Origin of the sequence: Pseudoclavibacter soli DSM 23366, assembly GCF_000423505.1 — a bacterium.
GTDB classification, from domain to species: domain Bacteria; phylum Actinomycetota; class Actinomycetes; order Actinomycetales; family Microbacteriaceae; genus Pseudoclavibacter_A; species Pseudoclavibacter_A soli.
This window is the reverse complement of sequence record NZ_AUIC01000003.1, coordinates 237,305-252,626: the sequence shown is the minus strand read 5'-3', so window position 1 is coordinate 252,626 and position 15,322 is coordinate 237,305. Positions and strand designations below refer to the sequence as shown.

Genomic DNA, 15,322 nt, shown 5'->3' with positions numbered 1-15,322 from the left:
CTCGGGGTCAACTCACTTCTGTCGCAGAATGAACCGGCGTTTGAGCAGCTCGTTGGCGGCCACATAGACCACGGTGATGACGACCAGGGCACCCAAGATCGGCCACGGCACATCGTCGATGCCGAGCAGCCCGGCAACAGGGGAGTAGGGCAGCGCGAGCGTGATGACGGCCACCACGAGGCTCAGCACCAGCAGGCCACGCCCGGGCCGACTGCGCAGAATCGGGCGGGCGGTGCGCATCGAGAACAGCACAGCCAGCTCAGTGAGGGTCGACTCGATGAACCAGGCGCTGCGGAACATGGTGTCGTCGGTGCCGAAGCCCAGCATGAGCACACCGAAGGTGATGATGTCGAACAGGGCCGACAGCACGCCGAACACGATCATGAACGTGCGGATCGAACCGATGCGCCAGCGTCCGGGGCGCTCGACCAGTTCGTCATCGACGCGGTCGGAGGCGATGGCCATCGAGGGCAGGTCGGTCAAAAAGTTGAGCACCAGCACCTGCCGAGGCAGCATTGGCAAGAACGGCAGAAACAGACTGGCGAAGGCCATCGAGATCATGTTGCCGAAGCTCGCACTGGTGGTCACTCGCACATATTTGAGCGTGTTCGCGAAGGTCTCGCGCCCCAGACGAACGCCGTCGAGGATGACGCCGAGACTCTTGTCGAGCAGCACGACTGCGGCCGCGTCGCGGGCCACCTCGTGCGCGGTGTCGACAGAGATGCCGACGTCGGCGGCGTGCAGCGCAGGGGCGTCGTTGATGCCGTCGCCGAGAAAGGCCACCGCAGTGTGCTGGCCGGTGTCGTCGGTGCCGGCGCGCAGGGCCGTGACAATGCGTGCCTTGTGCGTGGGTTCGACTTCGGCGAAGACCGAGGCTCGTTGCACGAGCGCCTGCAGTGCGCCATCATCGACTTTCTCGAGCTGCGGGCCGGTGACCACATCGGCGGCATCGAGACCGAGGTCGCGAGCCACCTTGCCGGCGGCGAAGCGGTTATCGCCGGTGATGACCTTGACCGTGACACCCAGCGCGTGCAGCCCGGTGATGTCTTCGAGCACATCGTCTTTGACGGGGTCGTGGAAGCAGAGCAGGCCGCGCAGGGTGAGCCCCTGCTCGTCGGCGACGCTCAACTCGGCGGCCGGCTGATCGTCATCGCCTGAGGTGTGCACCACGCCAGTGGCGATCGCCAGCACTCGATAGCCGTCGCTGCTGAGCTGCTCGAAGCGCCGCTGCAAGGGCTCTCGCACTGTGTCGAGTGCGACGTCGTGGCCGTCTTGACGCACGTTTGTGCAGCAGGAGAGTACCTGGTCGAATGCGCCCTTGCACACCAGCACTCCGCTGGCGCCCGGCTTGGCATGCGCGTCGATCACTGCGACGCTGAGTCTGCGGCGAGTGAAGTCATAGGGCACCTCGCCGATCACCCGCAGACCCTCGGGCATGCTGCCGCGGGCCAGCACCGCCTGGTCGAGCGGGTTGGCGAAGCCGCGCTGCCCGCCGGCGTTGACCAAAGCCAGCTGCAGCACGTCAGCATCGAGTGCATCGGCCTCGGCTGGCGCCGTCGAGATGGCCTCGGCTCGATCGAGCTGCGCTGCACCCTGCGTGATGGTGCCCGTTTTATCGGTGCACAGCACTTGTACCGAGCCCAGATCTTCGATCGCCGACAACCGTTTGACGATCACCTGGCGCTCGGCCATCTTGCGCGCTCCGGTGGCCAGACTGACCGAGGTGATCGCCGGTAGCATCTGCGGGGTGAGCCCGATGGCCAGCGCCAGCGCGAACATGAGCGACTCGATGAGCGAGCGGCCGAGCACCGTGTTGACCACCAGAATGAAGACGGTGAGCACCACCATGATGCGCAGCAGCATGCGGCCAAAGCCGGCCAGCCCCTGCTGAAACTCGCTGGCCTGCGTGCGAGTGGTCAGCGACTTCGAAACCTGCCCGAACTCGGTGCGCGTGCCGGTGGCCACGGCCACCATGCGTGCCGTGCCGCTGACCACATGCCCGCCCTGAAACACCGCGGTGCGTCGGGCGGCCAGAGACGCGTCGGCCGGCACGGTGCCCGAGGCGACCTTCTCGACCGGAAACGACTCACCGGTAAGCGCCGATTCGTCGACCAGCAGCTGATCACTGGTGAGCAGACGCCCGTCAGCCGGAATGATGGAGCCGGCAGACAGCTCGACCACATCGCCGGGCACGATCTCGGTCAGCGGCACCTCGGTGTCTTGCCCGTCGCGATGCACGGTGGCAGTCACCGCCACCCGGGCCATCAGCGCGCTGACAGCGCTGCCCGCGCGGTGCTCCTGCCAAAACCCGAGCAGACCACTAAGCACCACGATCGCGATGACGATGGCCCCGTCAATGGCATCACTGACCAGAAACGAGATGACCGCCGCCGCCAACAGCAGCAGAATGATCGGCGAGGTGAACTGACGGGCGAGCATCGCCGCAGTGGGATGCGCGTGATGCGCGCGCCCATCGATGCGGGCGATCTCGGCCTGACGCTGCGCCGCCTCGGCAGAGGTGAGCCCGGCGGCCGAGCTGTCGAGATCGTGGGTGACGCTCTCGGCGTCTTTGGCCCAGCAGGCCTCACTGCGCCAGGGCAGCGGGCGCGCGTGAGGCGTCGGGTGGCGGTCGGCAGACTTCTTCGACATGCGTGCACTCCGGAGGATGATCATGAGGCGGCCCTCGCCGCCTGATTCTCACTGTACGCGCAACCGGTGACACTCCGGTGGCGCACTCGCTACGCTCGAAGGGTGACTCAGACACCCGCACTCGTCATTCGTCCCGCCCAACCCGCCGACGCAGCAGCATGTGCGCGCATCTACGGTCACTACGTGCGCGAGTCTGTCGCCACCTTCGAGACCGTCGCACCCAGCCCGGCGCAGATGAGCCAGCGGATGGCCGAAGCCGCGCGTCGACACCTGTGGCTGGTCGCCTGCAGAGGTGACGACGTGCTCGGCTACGCCTGCGCGCACGCCTTCGGCGAGCGGCAGGCTTTCGACTGGACCTGCGAGACGAGCGTCTACGTCGACATCGACGCCCAGGCTGGCGGCATCGGCCGAGCCCTGATGACCGAGCTGATCGACGGGCTGACCACGCTGGGGCAGCGACGTGCGGTCGCGCGCATTGAAGCATCCAACGTCGGCAGTGTGCGTTTGCACGAACGCCTCGGGTTTCGCTCGGCGGGCACGCTCGAACGCGTCGGGTTCAAACACGGGGCCTGGCGAGATCTGGTGCTGTTGCAGCTCGATCTTGCCGCTGACGGCGTTGATCTGGAATCTGCTCCAGTCTGAGGTGTTCGCGGCAAGCCGCCAAAGCACCAGCGCCATGTGGTGTAGGTTGACGGAGGACGTCCCCGCCAGTCTTTCTCGCTAAGGAGTGCAACCTCATCGTGCCACGCACCGACGCCGCCCGAGATCTGGCGCTGACCGTCTCCGTCATCATCCCGACGCTCAACGAAGAGCAGCGCATCGCCGCATGCCTCGCCGCGCTCGCCCGTCAGACGGTGCCTGCGTACGAGATCATCGTCGTCGACAACGGCTCGACTGATCGCACGATCGAGATTGCCGAGGCCGCTGGTGCGCGAGTCATCCGCGAGCCCAAGCGCAGCATCGCGGCAGCTCGAGCCACGGGCTTCGATGCCGCCAAAGGGGCGATTCTCGCGCGCATCGACGCTGACACCGCCGTCGAGCCCGACTGGGTGAGCGGGCTGCAGCGGGTGTTCGCCGCCGACCCGCGCTGCGATGCAGTCGCCGGCGTCGCAACCGAGGTTCGGCTGCCGCATTGGATGGCCCCGGCCGGCTACTTGGGGTATCGCGCGTTTCGCGCCTACAACCGTCTGACCGTCGGCAGCGGACCGCTTCTGTACGGGCACAACATGGCGCTGCGGCATGAGACCTGGGAGCGCATCCGTGACATCATCTCGCGCGATGACGCTGAGGTCACCGAAGACATCGACGTGGCTCTTGCCGTGAAGCTCATCGGTGGGCGCATCCGACTCAGCGGTCGAGTGCGTGCCAGCATCGACATTGTGCGATCGATGCGCCCCTCGAAACAGGCCGAGTACCTGCGCAGCGACCAGCGCACCCGCCACAAATATGAGCGGCTCAGTGAGCAGCGACGCAACTCGGTTGAGTCGGCTCCTGCGGAGTGAGCTGCTCGAAGTGCTCCAGATTGGTTGCACCTGGGGAAACAGCATCGCCGATATCTTTCGGAATCGAGTAGGCTGGTGCGGGTAGCGCGAGAAGGAGTGGCGATGAGCAGCGAAGAGCATCCTGCAGAAGACGGGGTTCCGGTCGTCCCCCCGCAGACCGTGGTCAGCGGCGACGACAGCACACTGACCTTCACCAGCACCTTCGCCAAACAGCTGCTGCAGACCGGGGCCATCCACATCGGCGTCAGCCCTGAAGAGCTTGAGGCAATCGCCTCACTGCCCTCGCGATCAGCACTGCTGATCGTGCGACAGGGGCCCAATGTTGGCTCGCGATTCCTGCTCGACTCAGATGTGGTCACCGTGGGGCGTCACCCCAACGCAGACATTTTTCTCGATGATGTGACGGTGTCTCGTCGGCACACCGAGTTTCGCCGCACGGCCAACGGCTACGACGTTGTCGACCTCGGGTCGCTCAATGGCACCTATCTCGACGGTGTGCGCATCGACCACAGCACGCTGCACGATGGCGCTGAGGTGCAGATCGGCAAATACCGGCTCACCTATTACCCGTCGCGTCACGACTTGGCTCAGGGCGACATCGCGTGATGGCGGCAGTCGCACGTCGCGCTGCCGGTGAAGCCGAACCGGCCGAGCGTCTGCTCAGCATTGGGCAGGTGCTCACTCGGCTTGCCGTTGATTTTCCCGATGTCACCCCCTCGAAGCTGCGCTTTCTCGAAGAGCAGGGCCTAGTTACTCCGCGACGCACCGAGTCTGGCTATCGCAAGTTCTGCAGTGCCGACGTTGAGCGTCTGCACCTCGTGCTGAGCCTGCAACGCGATCACTATCTGCCGCTCAGAGTTATTCGCACATATCTGGCCGAGATCGACGCTGGCCGCACTCCGGTGCTGCCGGGAATGCTCACTGCCTCGGGCGTACAGGGTGCTCTGCCGACCGTCTACTCGCGTGACGAATTGCTTGAGCACACCGGTGCCAGCGCAGACCTGCTGCGCGAGGCCGTGAGTGCCGGGCTACTGCCGACTGGCACGCGCTTCGACCAGCACGCCAGGCATTTGCTCGAAGTGCTGGTGTCACTGCAGACGCGTGGCATCGACCCGCGTCATCTGCGCGGCATGCGCGCGGCGGCAGATCGCGAGGCCGGGCTCATTCACAATGCGATCTCGGGTGTTCGGCGCAGCGATGCAGAGTCGGCGGCGCAGGCTTCGAGCGAAGCCAACGCACTGGCCGACCTGCTGCTCGACGTCAAGCGCACCTTGCTGATTCGGGCACTCGAAGAGCCGGAGAACTGAATTCAAGTTTCACGTGAACGTTTAAACTTCGACACGCCGAGACGAAGAGGGCGATGTCGTTGACCCCGTCACAGGTCGTGGGTAGATTTACCACAGGTAACCGGCCAGACCGGTTCCGAAGATCTGAGACCGAAGGAGCCCCACATGGCTGACGAGCAGCAACCCGGCGTGTTTCCGCCCCAAGACGTGCTGTTCACCGATGGCCTGCCTGATCTCGACCGAGACCGAGGGTACCGTGGCGCCGTAGCTGCGAACGCGGCTGGCATCAGCTATCGACAGCTCGATTACTGGGCGCGCACCGGGCTGGTTGTCCCAGCTATCCGCAGCGCACACGGCTCCGGGTCACAGCGTCTTTATGGGTTCCGCGACATCTTGGTGCTCAAGCTTGTGAAGCGACTGCTCGATACCGGCATTTCGTTGCAGCAGATTCGTGTGGCTGTCGAGCAGCTGCGCGAGGCCGGTATTCAAGACCTCACCCAGATCACTCTGATGAGCGACGGTGCGAGTGTTTATCTGTGCACCTCCAACGACGAGGTGATCGATCTGGTCAGCCAGGGGCAGGGTGTGTTTGGCATTGCCGTGGGCAAAGTGCTGCGTGAGGTCGAAGACAACCTGGTCACCATCGGTGCCACCGAGACGCATGTCGACGAGTTGGCTGCACGCCGCGCACATCGCTCGGCCAGCTGAGGCGATACGCTGCCAAAAAGCCCGATCAGGTACCGTGCCTGATCACTGCACGAAGGTCACTTCGACTTCTTCGCGCCCTTTATTGTTTTGCGATGTTCGTGCCCCGAGGGGTCATTTTTGACCGCATGCTCGAACTCGTCGAGCAACTGATCAAACTGCGCGGCCATCTTTTTGCCAGACTCACTGGGCCAAGAGTGCACCGGCTGGGCTGACCCCTGCGCCTGCTGCAGGCTGGCGCGCTCAGGCAGGCGCACATCGAGAATCTGTCGCGGATAAAGCTGCTCGAGCTCGGCGATGCGGAACTCGTGCTCGATCGACTGCTTGCGGAACCGATTGATCAGCACACCGAGCGGCTTGATCGGCACCTGCTGATCGACGCTGAGCTCGTCGATGGCTTTGAGCGCGCGCCCGATGGCCGACACAGCGAACAGGCTCGGCTCGGTGACCAACAACACGCGGTCGCTGGCCAGCCAGGCATTGCGGGTGAGCGCGTTGAGTGACGGCGGGCAGTCGATGATCACCACGTCGTAGGCGTCTTCGAGCAGAGAGAGTGCCTCGTCGAGGCGCCAGATGTCGCGCGGCCTAGGGGCAGGCACATCAAACTCGATGGCACGCGGTGAGCCTACCAGTACATCAACGGCGGTCTGCCGGTGTTCGGTCCAGGCGCTCGAGACGATGGCATGACGCACGACATCGGGGGAGGGGTTGCGCAGCACATCGGCGATGTTCAGGGCTTTGCCGGGTGCGACGGCCAGGCCAGTGGTCACGTCGGTCTGCGGGTCGATGTCGACCACCAGAGTGCGCTGTTCTCGAGCTAGGGCGGCAGAGGCCAGGCCAAGGGCAACGGTGGTCTTGCCGACCCCGCCTTTGAGAGAGCTCACACTAAGTACGTCCACAACACCCTAGGCTACCTGTCTGATGGCCTCTGTGCACAACCCGAAGGCATGCGTGCGGTTAGAATCGTCCAAAGCTGCTTTAGACATGGGAGATGCATGTTCAAAAAGATCCTGGTGGCAAACCGGGGGGAGATCGCAGTCCGAGCATTTCGGGCCGCATTTGAACTCGGAGCCAAGACCGTCGCGGTGTTTCCGTATGAAGACCGCCACTCGATCCATCGTCTGAAGGCCGACGAGGCCTATCAGATCGGTCAACCCGGCCGCCCCGTGAAGGCCTACCTCGACGTCGAGGAGATCATTCGCGTGGCTCGGGAGTCGGGTGCCGACGCGATCTATCCGGGGTACGGGTTCCTGTCCGAGAACCCAGAGTTGGCCCGAGCCGCCAAAGCGAACGGCATCGTGTTCATCGGCCCCGGTGCCGACGCGCTCGAGCTGGCCGGCGACAAAGTCAACGCCAAGGATGCGGCCATCCGGGCCGGAGTTCCGGTGCTGGCCTCGACGCATGCGAGCTCCGACGCCGACGAGCTGGTCGCTCTCGCAGACGAGATCGGCTTTCCTCTCTACGCCAAGGCACTGGCTGGTGGCGGTGGGCGCGGTATCCGCAAGGTTGACTCTAAAGACGAGCTCAAGGGTGCACTCGAGCAGGCGATGAGCGAGGCGGGCAACGCCTTCGGTGACTCACGCATGTTCCTCGAGCAGGCGGTGCTGCGACCCCGGCACATTGAGGTGCAGGTGCTCGCCGACTCCACCGGCTACGCCGTGCATCTGTATGAGCGCGACTGCTCGGTGCAGCGCCGCAACCAGAAGGTCGTCGAGATCGCTCCGGCGCCGCACATCACGGCCGAGCTGCGCGAGCAGCTGACCACTGCGGCACTGCGCTTCGCCAAAGAGATCGGCTACGTCAACGCAGGCACCGTCGAGTTCTTGGTCGAGACCATCGGCGATCGAGCCGGCAAGCCGGTATTCATCGAGATGAACCCGCGCATCCAGGTCGAGCACACCGTCACCGAAGAGATCACCGACGTCGACCTCGTGCAGACGCAGATTCTGGTCGCCGCTGGCGCCACACTGCAAGAGCTCGGGCTCACACAAGACGCCATCCAGATTCACGGCACGGCGATGCAGACCCGCATCACCACCGAGAACCCGGCCGAGGGCTTCCGCCCCGACACCGGCCGCATCAGCACCTACCGTTCGCCGGGCGGTGCCGGTGTGCGCATTGACGGTGGCACCACGGCCGCCGGTGCGCAGATCAGCCCCTACTTCGACTCCATGCTCGCCAAGCTCACCTGCCGCGCTCGCGACTTTCCGTCGGCAGTGCGCCGCGCACGCCGTGCACTGGCCGAGTTCCGCATCCGCGGGGTGTCTACCAACATCCCGTTCCTGCTGAACGTGCTGGGCGACCCCGAGTTCGTCAGCGGCAACCTCAGCACGCACTTCATCGACGAGCGCCCCGAGCTGTTCAACATGCGCAAGTCGAAAGACCGTGGCACCAAACTGGTCACCTGGCTGGCTGAGGTCACCGTCAACAAGCCGCACGGTGAGCGCCCGTCGGGCATCAGCGATCCGCGGCTCAAACTGCCCGATGTCGACATCAACGATCTGCCCGAGGGCTCCAAACAGCTGCTCGATCGGGTGGGTCCGCGAGCGTTCGCCGAGTCGCTGCGCAACGATCACAGACTGCGCGTGACCGACACCACCTTCCGCGACGCACACCAGTCGCTGTTGGCAACGCGTGTGCGCACCAAAGACCTGCTCGATGCCGCGCCGTACGTGGCAGCATCCACCCCCGACCTGTTCTCGGTCGAGGCCTGGGGCGGCGCTACCTACGACGTGGCGCTGCGCTTCTTGGGCGAAGACCCGTGGGAGCGGCTCGAGCGTCTGCGCACGGCCATTCCGAACATCACGATTCAGATGCTGCTGCGCGGTCGCAACACGGTGGGCTACACGCCGTATCCCACCAAGGTGACCGATGTGTTCATCGAAGAGGCGGTCAAGGGCGGTGTCGACGTGTTCCGCATCTTCGACGCGCTCAACGACATCGACCAGATTCGGCCGGCCATTGAGTCGGTGCTCGCCACCGGCACGGCCGTTGCCGAGGGCACCCTGTGCTACACCGCCGATCTGCTCGACCCCAACGAAGATCTCTACACCCTCGACTACTACCTGCGTCTGGCCGAGCAGATCGTCGAAGCTGGTGCGCACATCATCGGGCTGAAAGACATGGCGGGTCTGTTGCGCCCCGAGGCGGCGACCAAGCTCGTCACGGCGCTGCGCTCGTCGTTCGATGTGCCGGTGCACCTGCACACCCACGACACGGCGGGTGGTCAGCTGGCCACATTGCTGGCGGCCAGTGCGGCCGGTGTCGACGCGGTCGACGTGGCCTCAGCGCCGCTGGCCGGCACCACCAGCCAGCCGTCGATGTCGGCTCTGGTGGCTGCGCTCGCACACACCGATCGCGACACTGGTTTCGACCTCGACAAGGTCAGCAACCTGGAGCCGTACTGGGAGGCCGTGCGTCGCCTCTACAGCCCGTTCGAGTCGGGGCTCGACGCGCCGACCGGGCGCATCTACCGTCACCAGATTCCGGGCGGGCAGCTCACTAACCTGCGTCAGCAGGCCATCGCGCTCGGGCTCGAATCTAAATTCGAGACCATCGAAGACAACTACGCGGCGGCCAACCGCATCTTGGGCCGTCCGCCCAAGGTGACCCCGTCATCCAAGGTGGTCGGCGACCTCGCGCTGCATCTGGCCGCGGTCGGGGCTGACCCGGCCGACTTCGAGGCGCATCCTGAGAAGTACGATGTGCCCGACTCCGTGGTCAACTTCCTGGCTGGCGAGCTGGGCAATCCTCCCGGTGGATGGCCCGAGCCGTTCCGCAGCAAGGTGCTGGCCGGTCGTCAGGTGCATCTTGCTGAGACCGAACTCACCGAGGCTCAAGAGATCGCGCTCGACGGCGATTCCGAGACCCGTCGCCGGCAGCTGAATCACCTGCTCTTCCCGGCACCGGCCAAGCAGTTCGAGCAGTTCCGCGCCGACTACGGTGACCTCTCGAGCCTGCCCACCGAAGACTATCTCTACGGCTTCGACGGCAACACCGAGCACTCGGCAGAGCTTGGCAAGGGTCTGCGGCTCTACACGGCGCTGTCGGCGATCGGCGCGGCCAACGACAAGGGCGAGCGCACCGTGCTCACTCTGCTCAACGGCCAGCTGCGTCCGGTCACCGTGCGCGACGAGTCGATCCAGGTGCACACCGAGCAGGCCGAGCGTGCCGACACGTCGAACCCGAACCACGTAGCGGCGCCGTTCGCCGGCGTGGTGACGCTGAAGGTCAAGCCAGGCGATCACGTGAAGGTGGGCGAACCGGTGGCCAGCATTGAGGCCATGAAGATGGAGGCCAACATTGCCGCCGGCGCCGATGGCGTCGTCGAGCGGGTCACCTTCGACAAGTCTCGTCAGGTCGAGCCCGGTGATCTACTGCTGGTGATCGCTCCCGAGGTGGAGTGACGTGGCAGTACGCGAGATTCGGCACTACGGCGACCCAGTGCTGCGTCAGGTGGCCGAGCCGATCACCGACTTCGGTGAGGCCACCCGTCAGCTGGTGACCGATCTGGTCGACACCGTGCGTCTGCCCGGACGGGCAGGCGTCGCGGCGCCGCAGATCGGCGTGAGTCTGGCGGCGTTCAGCTACAACGTCGATGGCAAGGTGGGGTATCTACTGAATCCCCGCATCGTGGAGCTGCGCGAACCGATCGTCGAGATCGGTGAGGGCTGCCTGTCGGTGCCTGATCTCTGGTTCGACACGCCCCGGTATTCGTGGGCGCGCGCAGAGGGCGTCGACCTCGATGGCAAACCCGTGGTGCTCGAGGGCGATGGCCTGATGGGGCAGGCGCTGCAGCATGAGACAGACCACCTGCAGGGAATCGTCTATCTGCATCGCCTGCACGGCGAGGCTCGCCGCGAGGCCATGCGTCAGGTGCGCGCGCAGCCGTGGTTCTGATCCGCGCACTGTGCTCGGCCGATAAACTTGACCCGTGGAGGTGTTGACGTGCTGTACTGGCTGCTGAAGTGGGTCTTCGTTGGGCCGTGGCTGCGGCTGTTCTTCCGTGCCGAGGTGCGCGGTCTCGAGAACATTCCCGATGAGGGGCCGGTGGTGCTGGTGGGCAATCACCTCTCGTTTGTCGATTCGATTTTCATGCCGCTGTATGTCAAGCGGCCGGTCTCGTTTCTCGCCAAGAGCGAGTACTTCACCGGCAAGGGCATCAAGGGCTGGCTGACTCGCGTAATGATGAAGGGCACCGGGCAGCTGCCGATCGACCGCTCGGGTGGCAAGGCCTCTGAGGCATCGCTCAATACGGGTCTGCGTGTGCTGGGTGAGGGGCGCGTGCTCGCGCTCTACCCGGAGGGCACGCGCAGCCCTGACGGTTATCTCTACCGCGGGCGCACCGGTGTGGCACGCACCATTTTGGCTGCAGGCTGCCCCGTGGTGCCGGTCGCGGTCAAGAATACCGAGAAAGTCATGCCGATCGGCTCGAAGTGGCCGAAGATCGTGCCCATCTCGGTGATCGCCGGCCCGGCGCTCGACTTCACCCGCTTCGCGGGAATGGAAGGCGACCGCTTCGTGTTGAGATCAATCACTGACGAGATCATGCACGAGCTGCAGCAGCTCAGCGAGCAGGAGTATCGCGACGTCTACGCATCGAGCGTGCGCGCCAAACTCCAGCACGCATAAGCTGCCGCATCACACCGATCCCCCAGAGCCAGAGTGAACAGGACACCGAAGTGAACGTCAACACCACCGCCGAACAGTCTGCCCAGGCTGACCCCAGCGCCGCCGCGCTGCTGCTGTCTGAGCTCGATCAGGCCGAGCGCCTGCCCGCACGGCAGCAGCCCGAGTGGTACGACGCCGAGGCGTTGCGCGATGCGCGAGCCACGCTGTCAGCGCTGCCTCCACTCGTGTTTGCAGGTGAAGCCGACGATCTGCGTGATCGGTTGGGCGAAGCCGCGCAGGGGCGCGCCTTTCTGCTGCAGGGCGGCGACTGCGCCGAGACCTTCTCAGGTGCCACCGCAGACAAAATCAAAGATCGGGTCAAGACCATCCTGCAGATGGCAGTCATCCTGACGTACGGGGCCTCCGTACCTGTGGTCAAGATGGGGCGCATGGCTGGGCAGTTCGCCAAACCGCGTTCCAAAGACACCGAGACCCGTGGCGATGTGACGCTGCCGGTCTTCCGCGGCGAGATCGTCAACGGCTTCGAGTTCGACGAGCAGTCGCGCCGCAACGACCCAGCTCGGTTGGTGCAGGCGTACCACACCTCGGCGTCGACCCTGAACCTCATTCGTGCCTTCACCCAGGGCGGGTTCGCCTCGCTGCGCGAAGTGCACAGCTGGAATCAGGGCTTTGCACGCAATCCCGCCAACGCCCGTTACGACCAGCTCGCTCAAGAGATCGACCGTGCGGTGCGATTCATGGACGCTTGCGGGGCTGGCGACTCTGAAGACTTCAAACGGGTCGACTTCTACGTCGGCCACGAGGGGCTGCTGTTCGACTACGAGCGACCGCTCACTCGTATCGACTCGCGCACCGGCAAGGTCTACGACACGTCAGCGCACTTCCTCTGGATCGGGGAGCGCACGCGTGGGCTCGACGATGCCCACATCGAGTACTTTTCGAAAGTGAGCAACCCCATCGGCGTGAAGCTGGGGCCCGACACGCAGCCTGAAGACGTGCTGGCGCTGATCGATCGACTTGATCCCGATCGTGTGCCGGGTCGCCTCACCTTCATCACTCGCATGGGCGCCAAGCGCATTCGAGAGTCGCTGCCGCCACTGCTTGAGGCGGTGCGTGACAGCGGTGCCCAGCCACTCTGGATCACCGATCCGATGCACGGCAACGGCATCACAGCTGCCAACGGCTACAAGACTCGGCGCTTCGACGACATCCTCGACGAGGTACAGGGCTTCTTCGAGGCGCATGCCGAGGCTGGCACCATCCCCGGTGGTATCCACGTTGAACTCACCGGCGACGACGTCACTGAGTGCTTGGGCGGTGTCGAGCGCATCGACGAAGACGACTTGGCGACACGCTACGAGTCACTGTGCGATCCGCGCCTGAACCATCGGCAGTCGCTCGAACTGGCGTTCTTGGTCGCCGAGCAGCTGAAGACCGTGCACCGGCGCTGATTGATCTGCCGCAGATACGGCGCGAGGGGTCGGTATCCATATGTCGGATGCCGACCCCTCGCTTCGCACGCACAGCTGATCAGAACGGATTGAACATGCCGTTCATCGTCACGGATGACCCTTTTTTGACCTGAGAGCCCGCCGCCGGATTGGTGCTGGTGACTTTCACGACATCCCAGTAACTGGTATTCGTCAGTGGCACGTTTTGCTGGGGATAGTTTGACGTGCCACTGAGGCCGGCGGCCTGGAGCGCCGCCTGTGCTGCAGTAAGCGTCTTGCCCGACACATCGGGCACGGTCACCATTTCAGGGCCCTTGGAGACCACGACGTTGATGGTGTCGCCCTTCGTGGTGGGGGTTCGGGCCGGTTTGGCCGAGATCACCTGCCCAGCGGGCACGTCGTCGCTGTACGCCTCAGATGAGGCAACGACCAAGCCGGCGCTCTCAAGTGTCGCGGTCGCCTCGCTCAGCGAGCTGCCGGTGACCGAGGGAATCGCGCCCAACGAGACGACCAGCGTCAAGGTGCTGGCCTCTTCGACTTCGGTGCCCACGGCGATCGCGGCTGAGTCGGTGCCCAACACCTCGATCACTGAGCCCGCCGATACCGTCGAGTCGAAGCGTTCCGGCCGTTCGGCGGCGACTACGAAACCGGCCTCGGTGAGTGCAGAGGAAGCCAGATCGGCGTCGGCGCCGAGCACGCTCGGCAGGGGAATCAGTCGAGGGCCTGCCGAGATGCGAATGGTCACCTGAGACTTCTTGGGCACGCGGGTGCCCTCGGCCGGATCGGTGCCGATGACCTGGCCCTTGGGTACGTCGATACTGTTCTCTTCGACCTGCGCCGTGGTGAAGCCGAGCTGCTCGAGCGTTGTCTGTGCGTCAGCCGGTGCGGTGCCGGCGACTCCGGGCAGGACGATGCCCGCACCGGGGCCGTCGCCCAAGAACCAGCCCGCACCGGCGACCAGTGCGGTGATCAGCAGCGTGGCGAACGAGAGCATCCAGCCGCGTCTGCGACGCCGAGCGGTGCCGCGCACCACTGCCGATCGCGGAGTATTGAGGTCGGTGCTGAGGCGTTCGGCCACGGCCACCGCGCTCGAAGCGGCTGCCTCTGGCTCTGTGGCGGTCGTCGGCGGTAGCTCGGGTGCAATCGCGGTGGGCTCGAGCACCTGTGTGGCGTTTTCGGAGCGGTCGCCGCTCTCGGTGCGATGAATGAGGTCGACGACTCCATGCGGGCTCAGTGCGGTGAGTCCGAGCTCGTCTTCGACGCGCCGTGTCTCGTCGAGCAGCTCACGCGCATTTGCTGGGCGGTCTTCGGGCTCGGTGCGAGTGGCCCAGACCACTAAGTCGTCAAGTTCTGTGGGTACCGTTGGCACGATCTCGCTGGGCAGCGGCACATTCTCGGTCGCGTGTTGGTAGGCGATGTGCTCGGGGTGCTCGCCGGTAAAGGGCTGTTGCCCGGTGAGCATTTCGAAGAGGATGATGCCAACTGCGTAGATGTCGCTGCGCTCGTCGGCCTGACCGCGGCGCAGCAGCTCGGGCGAGAGATAGGCCACCGTGCCCATCAGCGACGAGTTCGACGAGGTGGCGCGAGAGGCGGCTCGAGCCAGGCCGAAATCGGCGATCTTCACCCGGCCGTCGGGGGTGAGCAGGATGTTCTCGGGTTTCAGATCACGATGCACGATGCCGGCACGATGTGCAGCGGAAAGCCCCTCGAGCAGTTGATCGAGAATTTCGAGTGTGACACCGGGCGACAGGCGCGGCTGCTGCTGCAACAGTCCGCGGAGGGTCTGCCCGGGCACGTATTCGAGCACCAAGTAACAGATGCCCTCGCTCTCGCCCTGGTCGAACACATTGACCACGTTGGGGTCGGAGAGTCTGGCTGAGGCCAAGGCCTCGCGAGTGAACTTCACCCGAAAGGTCTCGTCTTCGGCCAGGTGGGCATGCAGCACTTTCACCGCTACCGGGCGGTCGAGTCGCAGGTCGCGGGCGAGATACACCGTGGCCATGCCGCCTCGGGCGAGGCGCTCGTCGATGCGGTAGCGCGCGTCGAGCGTCGACCCGATCAGCGGGTCGCTCGGCGGAATGAAGGAATCGCTCACGAG

At 64.9% G+C, this 15,322-nt stretch carries 12 protein-coding genes; 9 read left to right on the top strand and 3 right to left on the bottom strand.

Annotation, left to right across the window (positions count from 1 at the left end):
* Window positions 1-12: 12 nt before the first annotated feature.
* On the bottom strand, window positions 13-2,649 hold the full coding sequence (mgtA, locus tag G557_RS0101170) for a magnesium-translocating P-type ATPase (protein WP_169337731.1): 2,637 nt from the start codon (window positions 2,647-2,649) through the stop codon (window positions 13-15).
* Between the two features lie 102 nt (window positions 2,650-2,751).
* Here mgtA and G557_RS0101165 point away from each other — a divergent pair, with 102 nt between their 5' ends.
* From G557_RS0101165 to G557_RS0101145, 5 genes are all read left to right on the top strand, one after another.
* Window positions 2,752-3,291, top strand: coding sequence for a GNAT family N-acetyltransferase (locus G557_RS0101165; protein WP_036960245.1), 540 nt, complete (start codon window positions 2,752-2,754; stop codon window positions 3,289-3,291).
* A gap of 98 nt (window positions 3,292-3,389) precedes the next feature.
* Window positions 3,390-4,151, top strand: a complete 762-nt coding sequence (locus G557_RS10815; RefSeq protein ID WP_051224009.1) for a glycosyltransferase family 2 protein — start codon at window positions 3,390-3,392, stop codon at window positions 4,149-4,151.
* 102 nt (window positions 4,152-4,253) lie between these two features.
* Window positions 4,254-4,757: an FHA domain-containing protein gene (locus G557_RS10810; protein ID WP_084626882.1), complete on the top strand. Its 504-nt coding sequence runs from the start codon at window positions 4,254-4,256 to the stop codon at window positions 4,755-4,757.
* Window positions 4,757-5,458, top strand: coding sequence for a transcriptional regulator FtsR (ftsR, locus tag G557_RS0101150; RefSeq protein WP_028244645.1), 702 nt, complete (start codon window positions 4,757-4,759; stop codon window positions 5,456-5,458). The genes G557_RS10810 and ftsR overlap by 1 nt, the downstream gene beginning before the upstream one ends.
* A gap of 144 nt (window positions 5,459-5,602) precedes the next feature.
* On the top strand, window positions 5,603-6,145 hold the full coding sequence (locus G557_RS0101145) for a MerR family transcriptional regulator (protein ID WP_051224007.1): 543 nt from the start codon (window positions 5,603-5,605) through the stop codon (window positions 6,143-6,145).
* Window positions 6,146-6,201: 56 nt separating this feature from the next.
* Here G557_RS0101145 and G557_RS10805 read toward each other — a convergent pair whose 3' ends face one another.
* A complete protein-coding gene (locus G557_RS10805) occupies window positions 6,202-7,041 on the bottom strand; it encodes a ParA family protein (protein WP_084626881.1) in 840 nt (279 codons plus the stop codon).
* Window positions 7,042-7,137: 96 nt separating this feature from the next.
* Between G557_RS10805 and G557_RS0101135 the strand changes: the two genes are divergently transcribed.
* From G557_RS0101135 to G557_RS0101120, 4 genes are all read left to right on the top strand, one after another.
* Window positions 7,138-10,548 (top strand): pyruvate carboxylase, encoded by a 3,411-nt coding sequence (locus G557_RS0101135; protein ID WP_028244643.1) that lies wholly within the window; start codon window positions 7,138-7,140, stop codon window positions 10,546-10,548.
* Between the two features lies 1 nt (window position 10,549).
* Window positions 10,550-11,041: a peptide deformylase gene (gene def, locus G557_RS0101130; RefSeq protein WP_028244642.1), complete on the top strand. Its 492-nt coding sequence runs from the start codon at window positions 10,550-10,552 to the stop codon at window positions 11,039-11,041.
* 48 nt (window positions 11,042-11,089) lie between these two features.
* A complete protein-coding gene (locus G557_RS0101125; protein WP_028244641.1) occupies window positions 11,090-11,773 on the top strand; it encodes a lysophospholipid acyltransferase family protein in 684 nt (227 codons plus the stop codon).
* Window positions 11,774-11,883: 110 nt separating this feature from the next.
* Window positions 11,884-13,224 (top strand): class II 3-deoxy-7-phosphoheptulonate synthase, encoded by a 1,341-nt coding sequence (locus G557_RS0101120; protein WP_028244640.1) that lies wholly within the window; start codon window positions 11,884-11,886, stop codon window positions 13,222-13,224.
* A 79-nt stretch (window positions 13,225-13,303) separates the two neighbouring features.
* On the opposite strand, the gene pknB is transcribed toward G557_RS0101120, so the two are convergent.
* Window positions 13,304-15,319 carry a Stk1 family PASTA domain-containing Ser/Thr kinase gene (gene pknB / locus G557_RS0101115; protein WP_051224005.1) on the bottom strand — a complete coding sequence of 672 codons (2,016 nt, stop codon included), beginning with the start codon at window positions 15,317-15,319 and terminating at the stop codon, window positions 13,304-13,306.
* Between the last annotated feature and the right edge of the window lie 3 nt (window positions 15,320-15,322).

What these genes read in the sequence shown, in the direction of transcription:
- G557_RS0101145 (WP_051224007.1), top strand. Translation starts at nt 5,603, where the DNA reads ATGGCTGACGAGCAGCAACCCGGCGTGTTTCCGCCCCAAGACGTGCTG.
- G557_RS0101135 (WP_028244643.1), top strand. Translation starts at nt 7,138, where the DNA reads ATGTTCAAAAAGATCCTGGTGGCAAACCGGGGGGAGATCGCAGTCCGA.
- G557_RS10810 (WP_084626882.1), top strand. Translation starts at nt 4,254, where the DNA reads ATGAGCAGCGAAGAGCATCCTGCAGAAGACGGGGTTCCGGTCGTCCCC.
- ftsR (WP_028244645.1), top strand. Translation starts at nt 4,757, where the DNA reads ATGGCGGCAGTCGCACGTCGCGCTGCCGGTGAAGCCGAACCGGCCGAG.
- mgtA (WP_169337731.1), bottom strand. Translation starts at nt 2,649, where the DNA reads ATGTCGAAGAAGTCTGCCGACCGCCACCCGACGCCTCACGCGCGCCCG.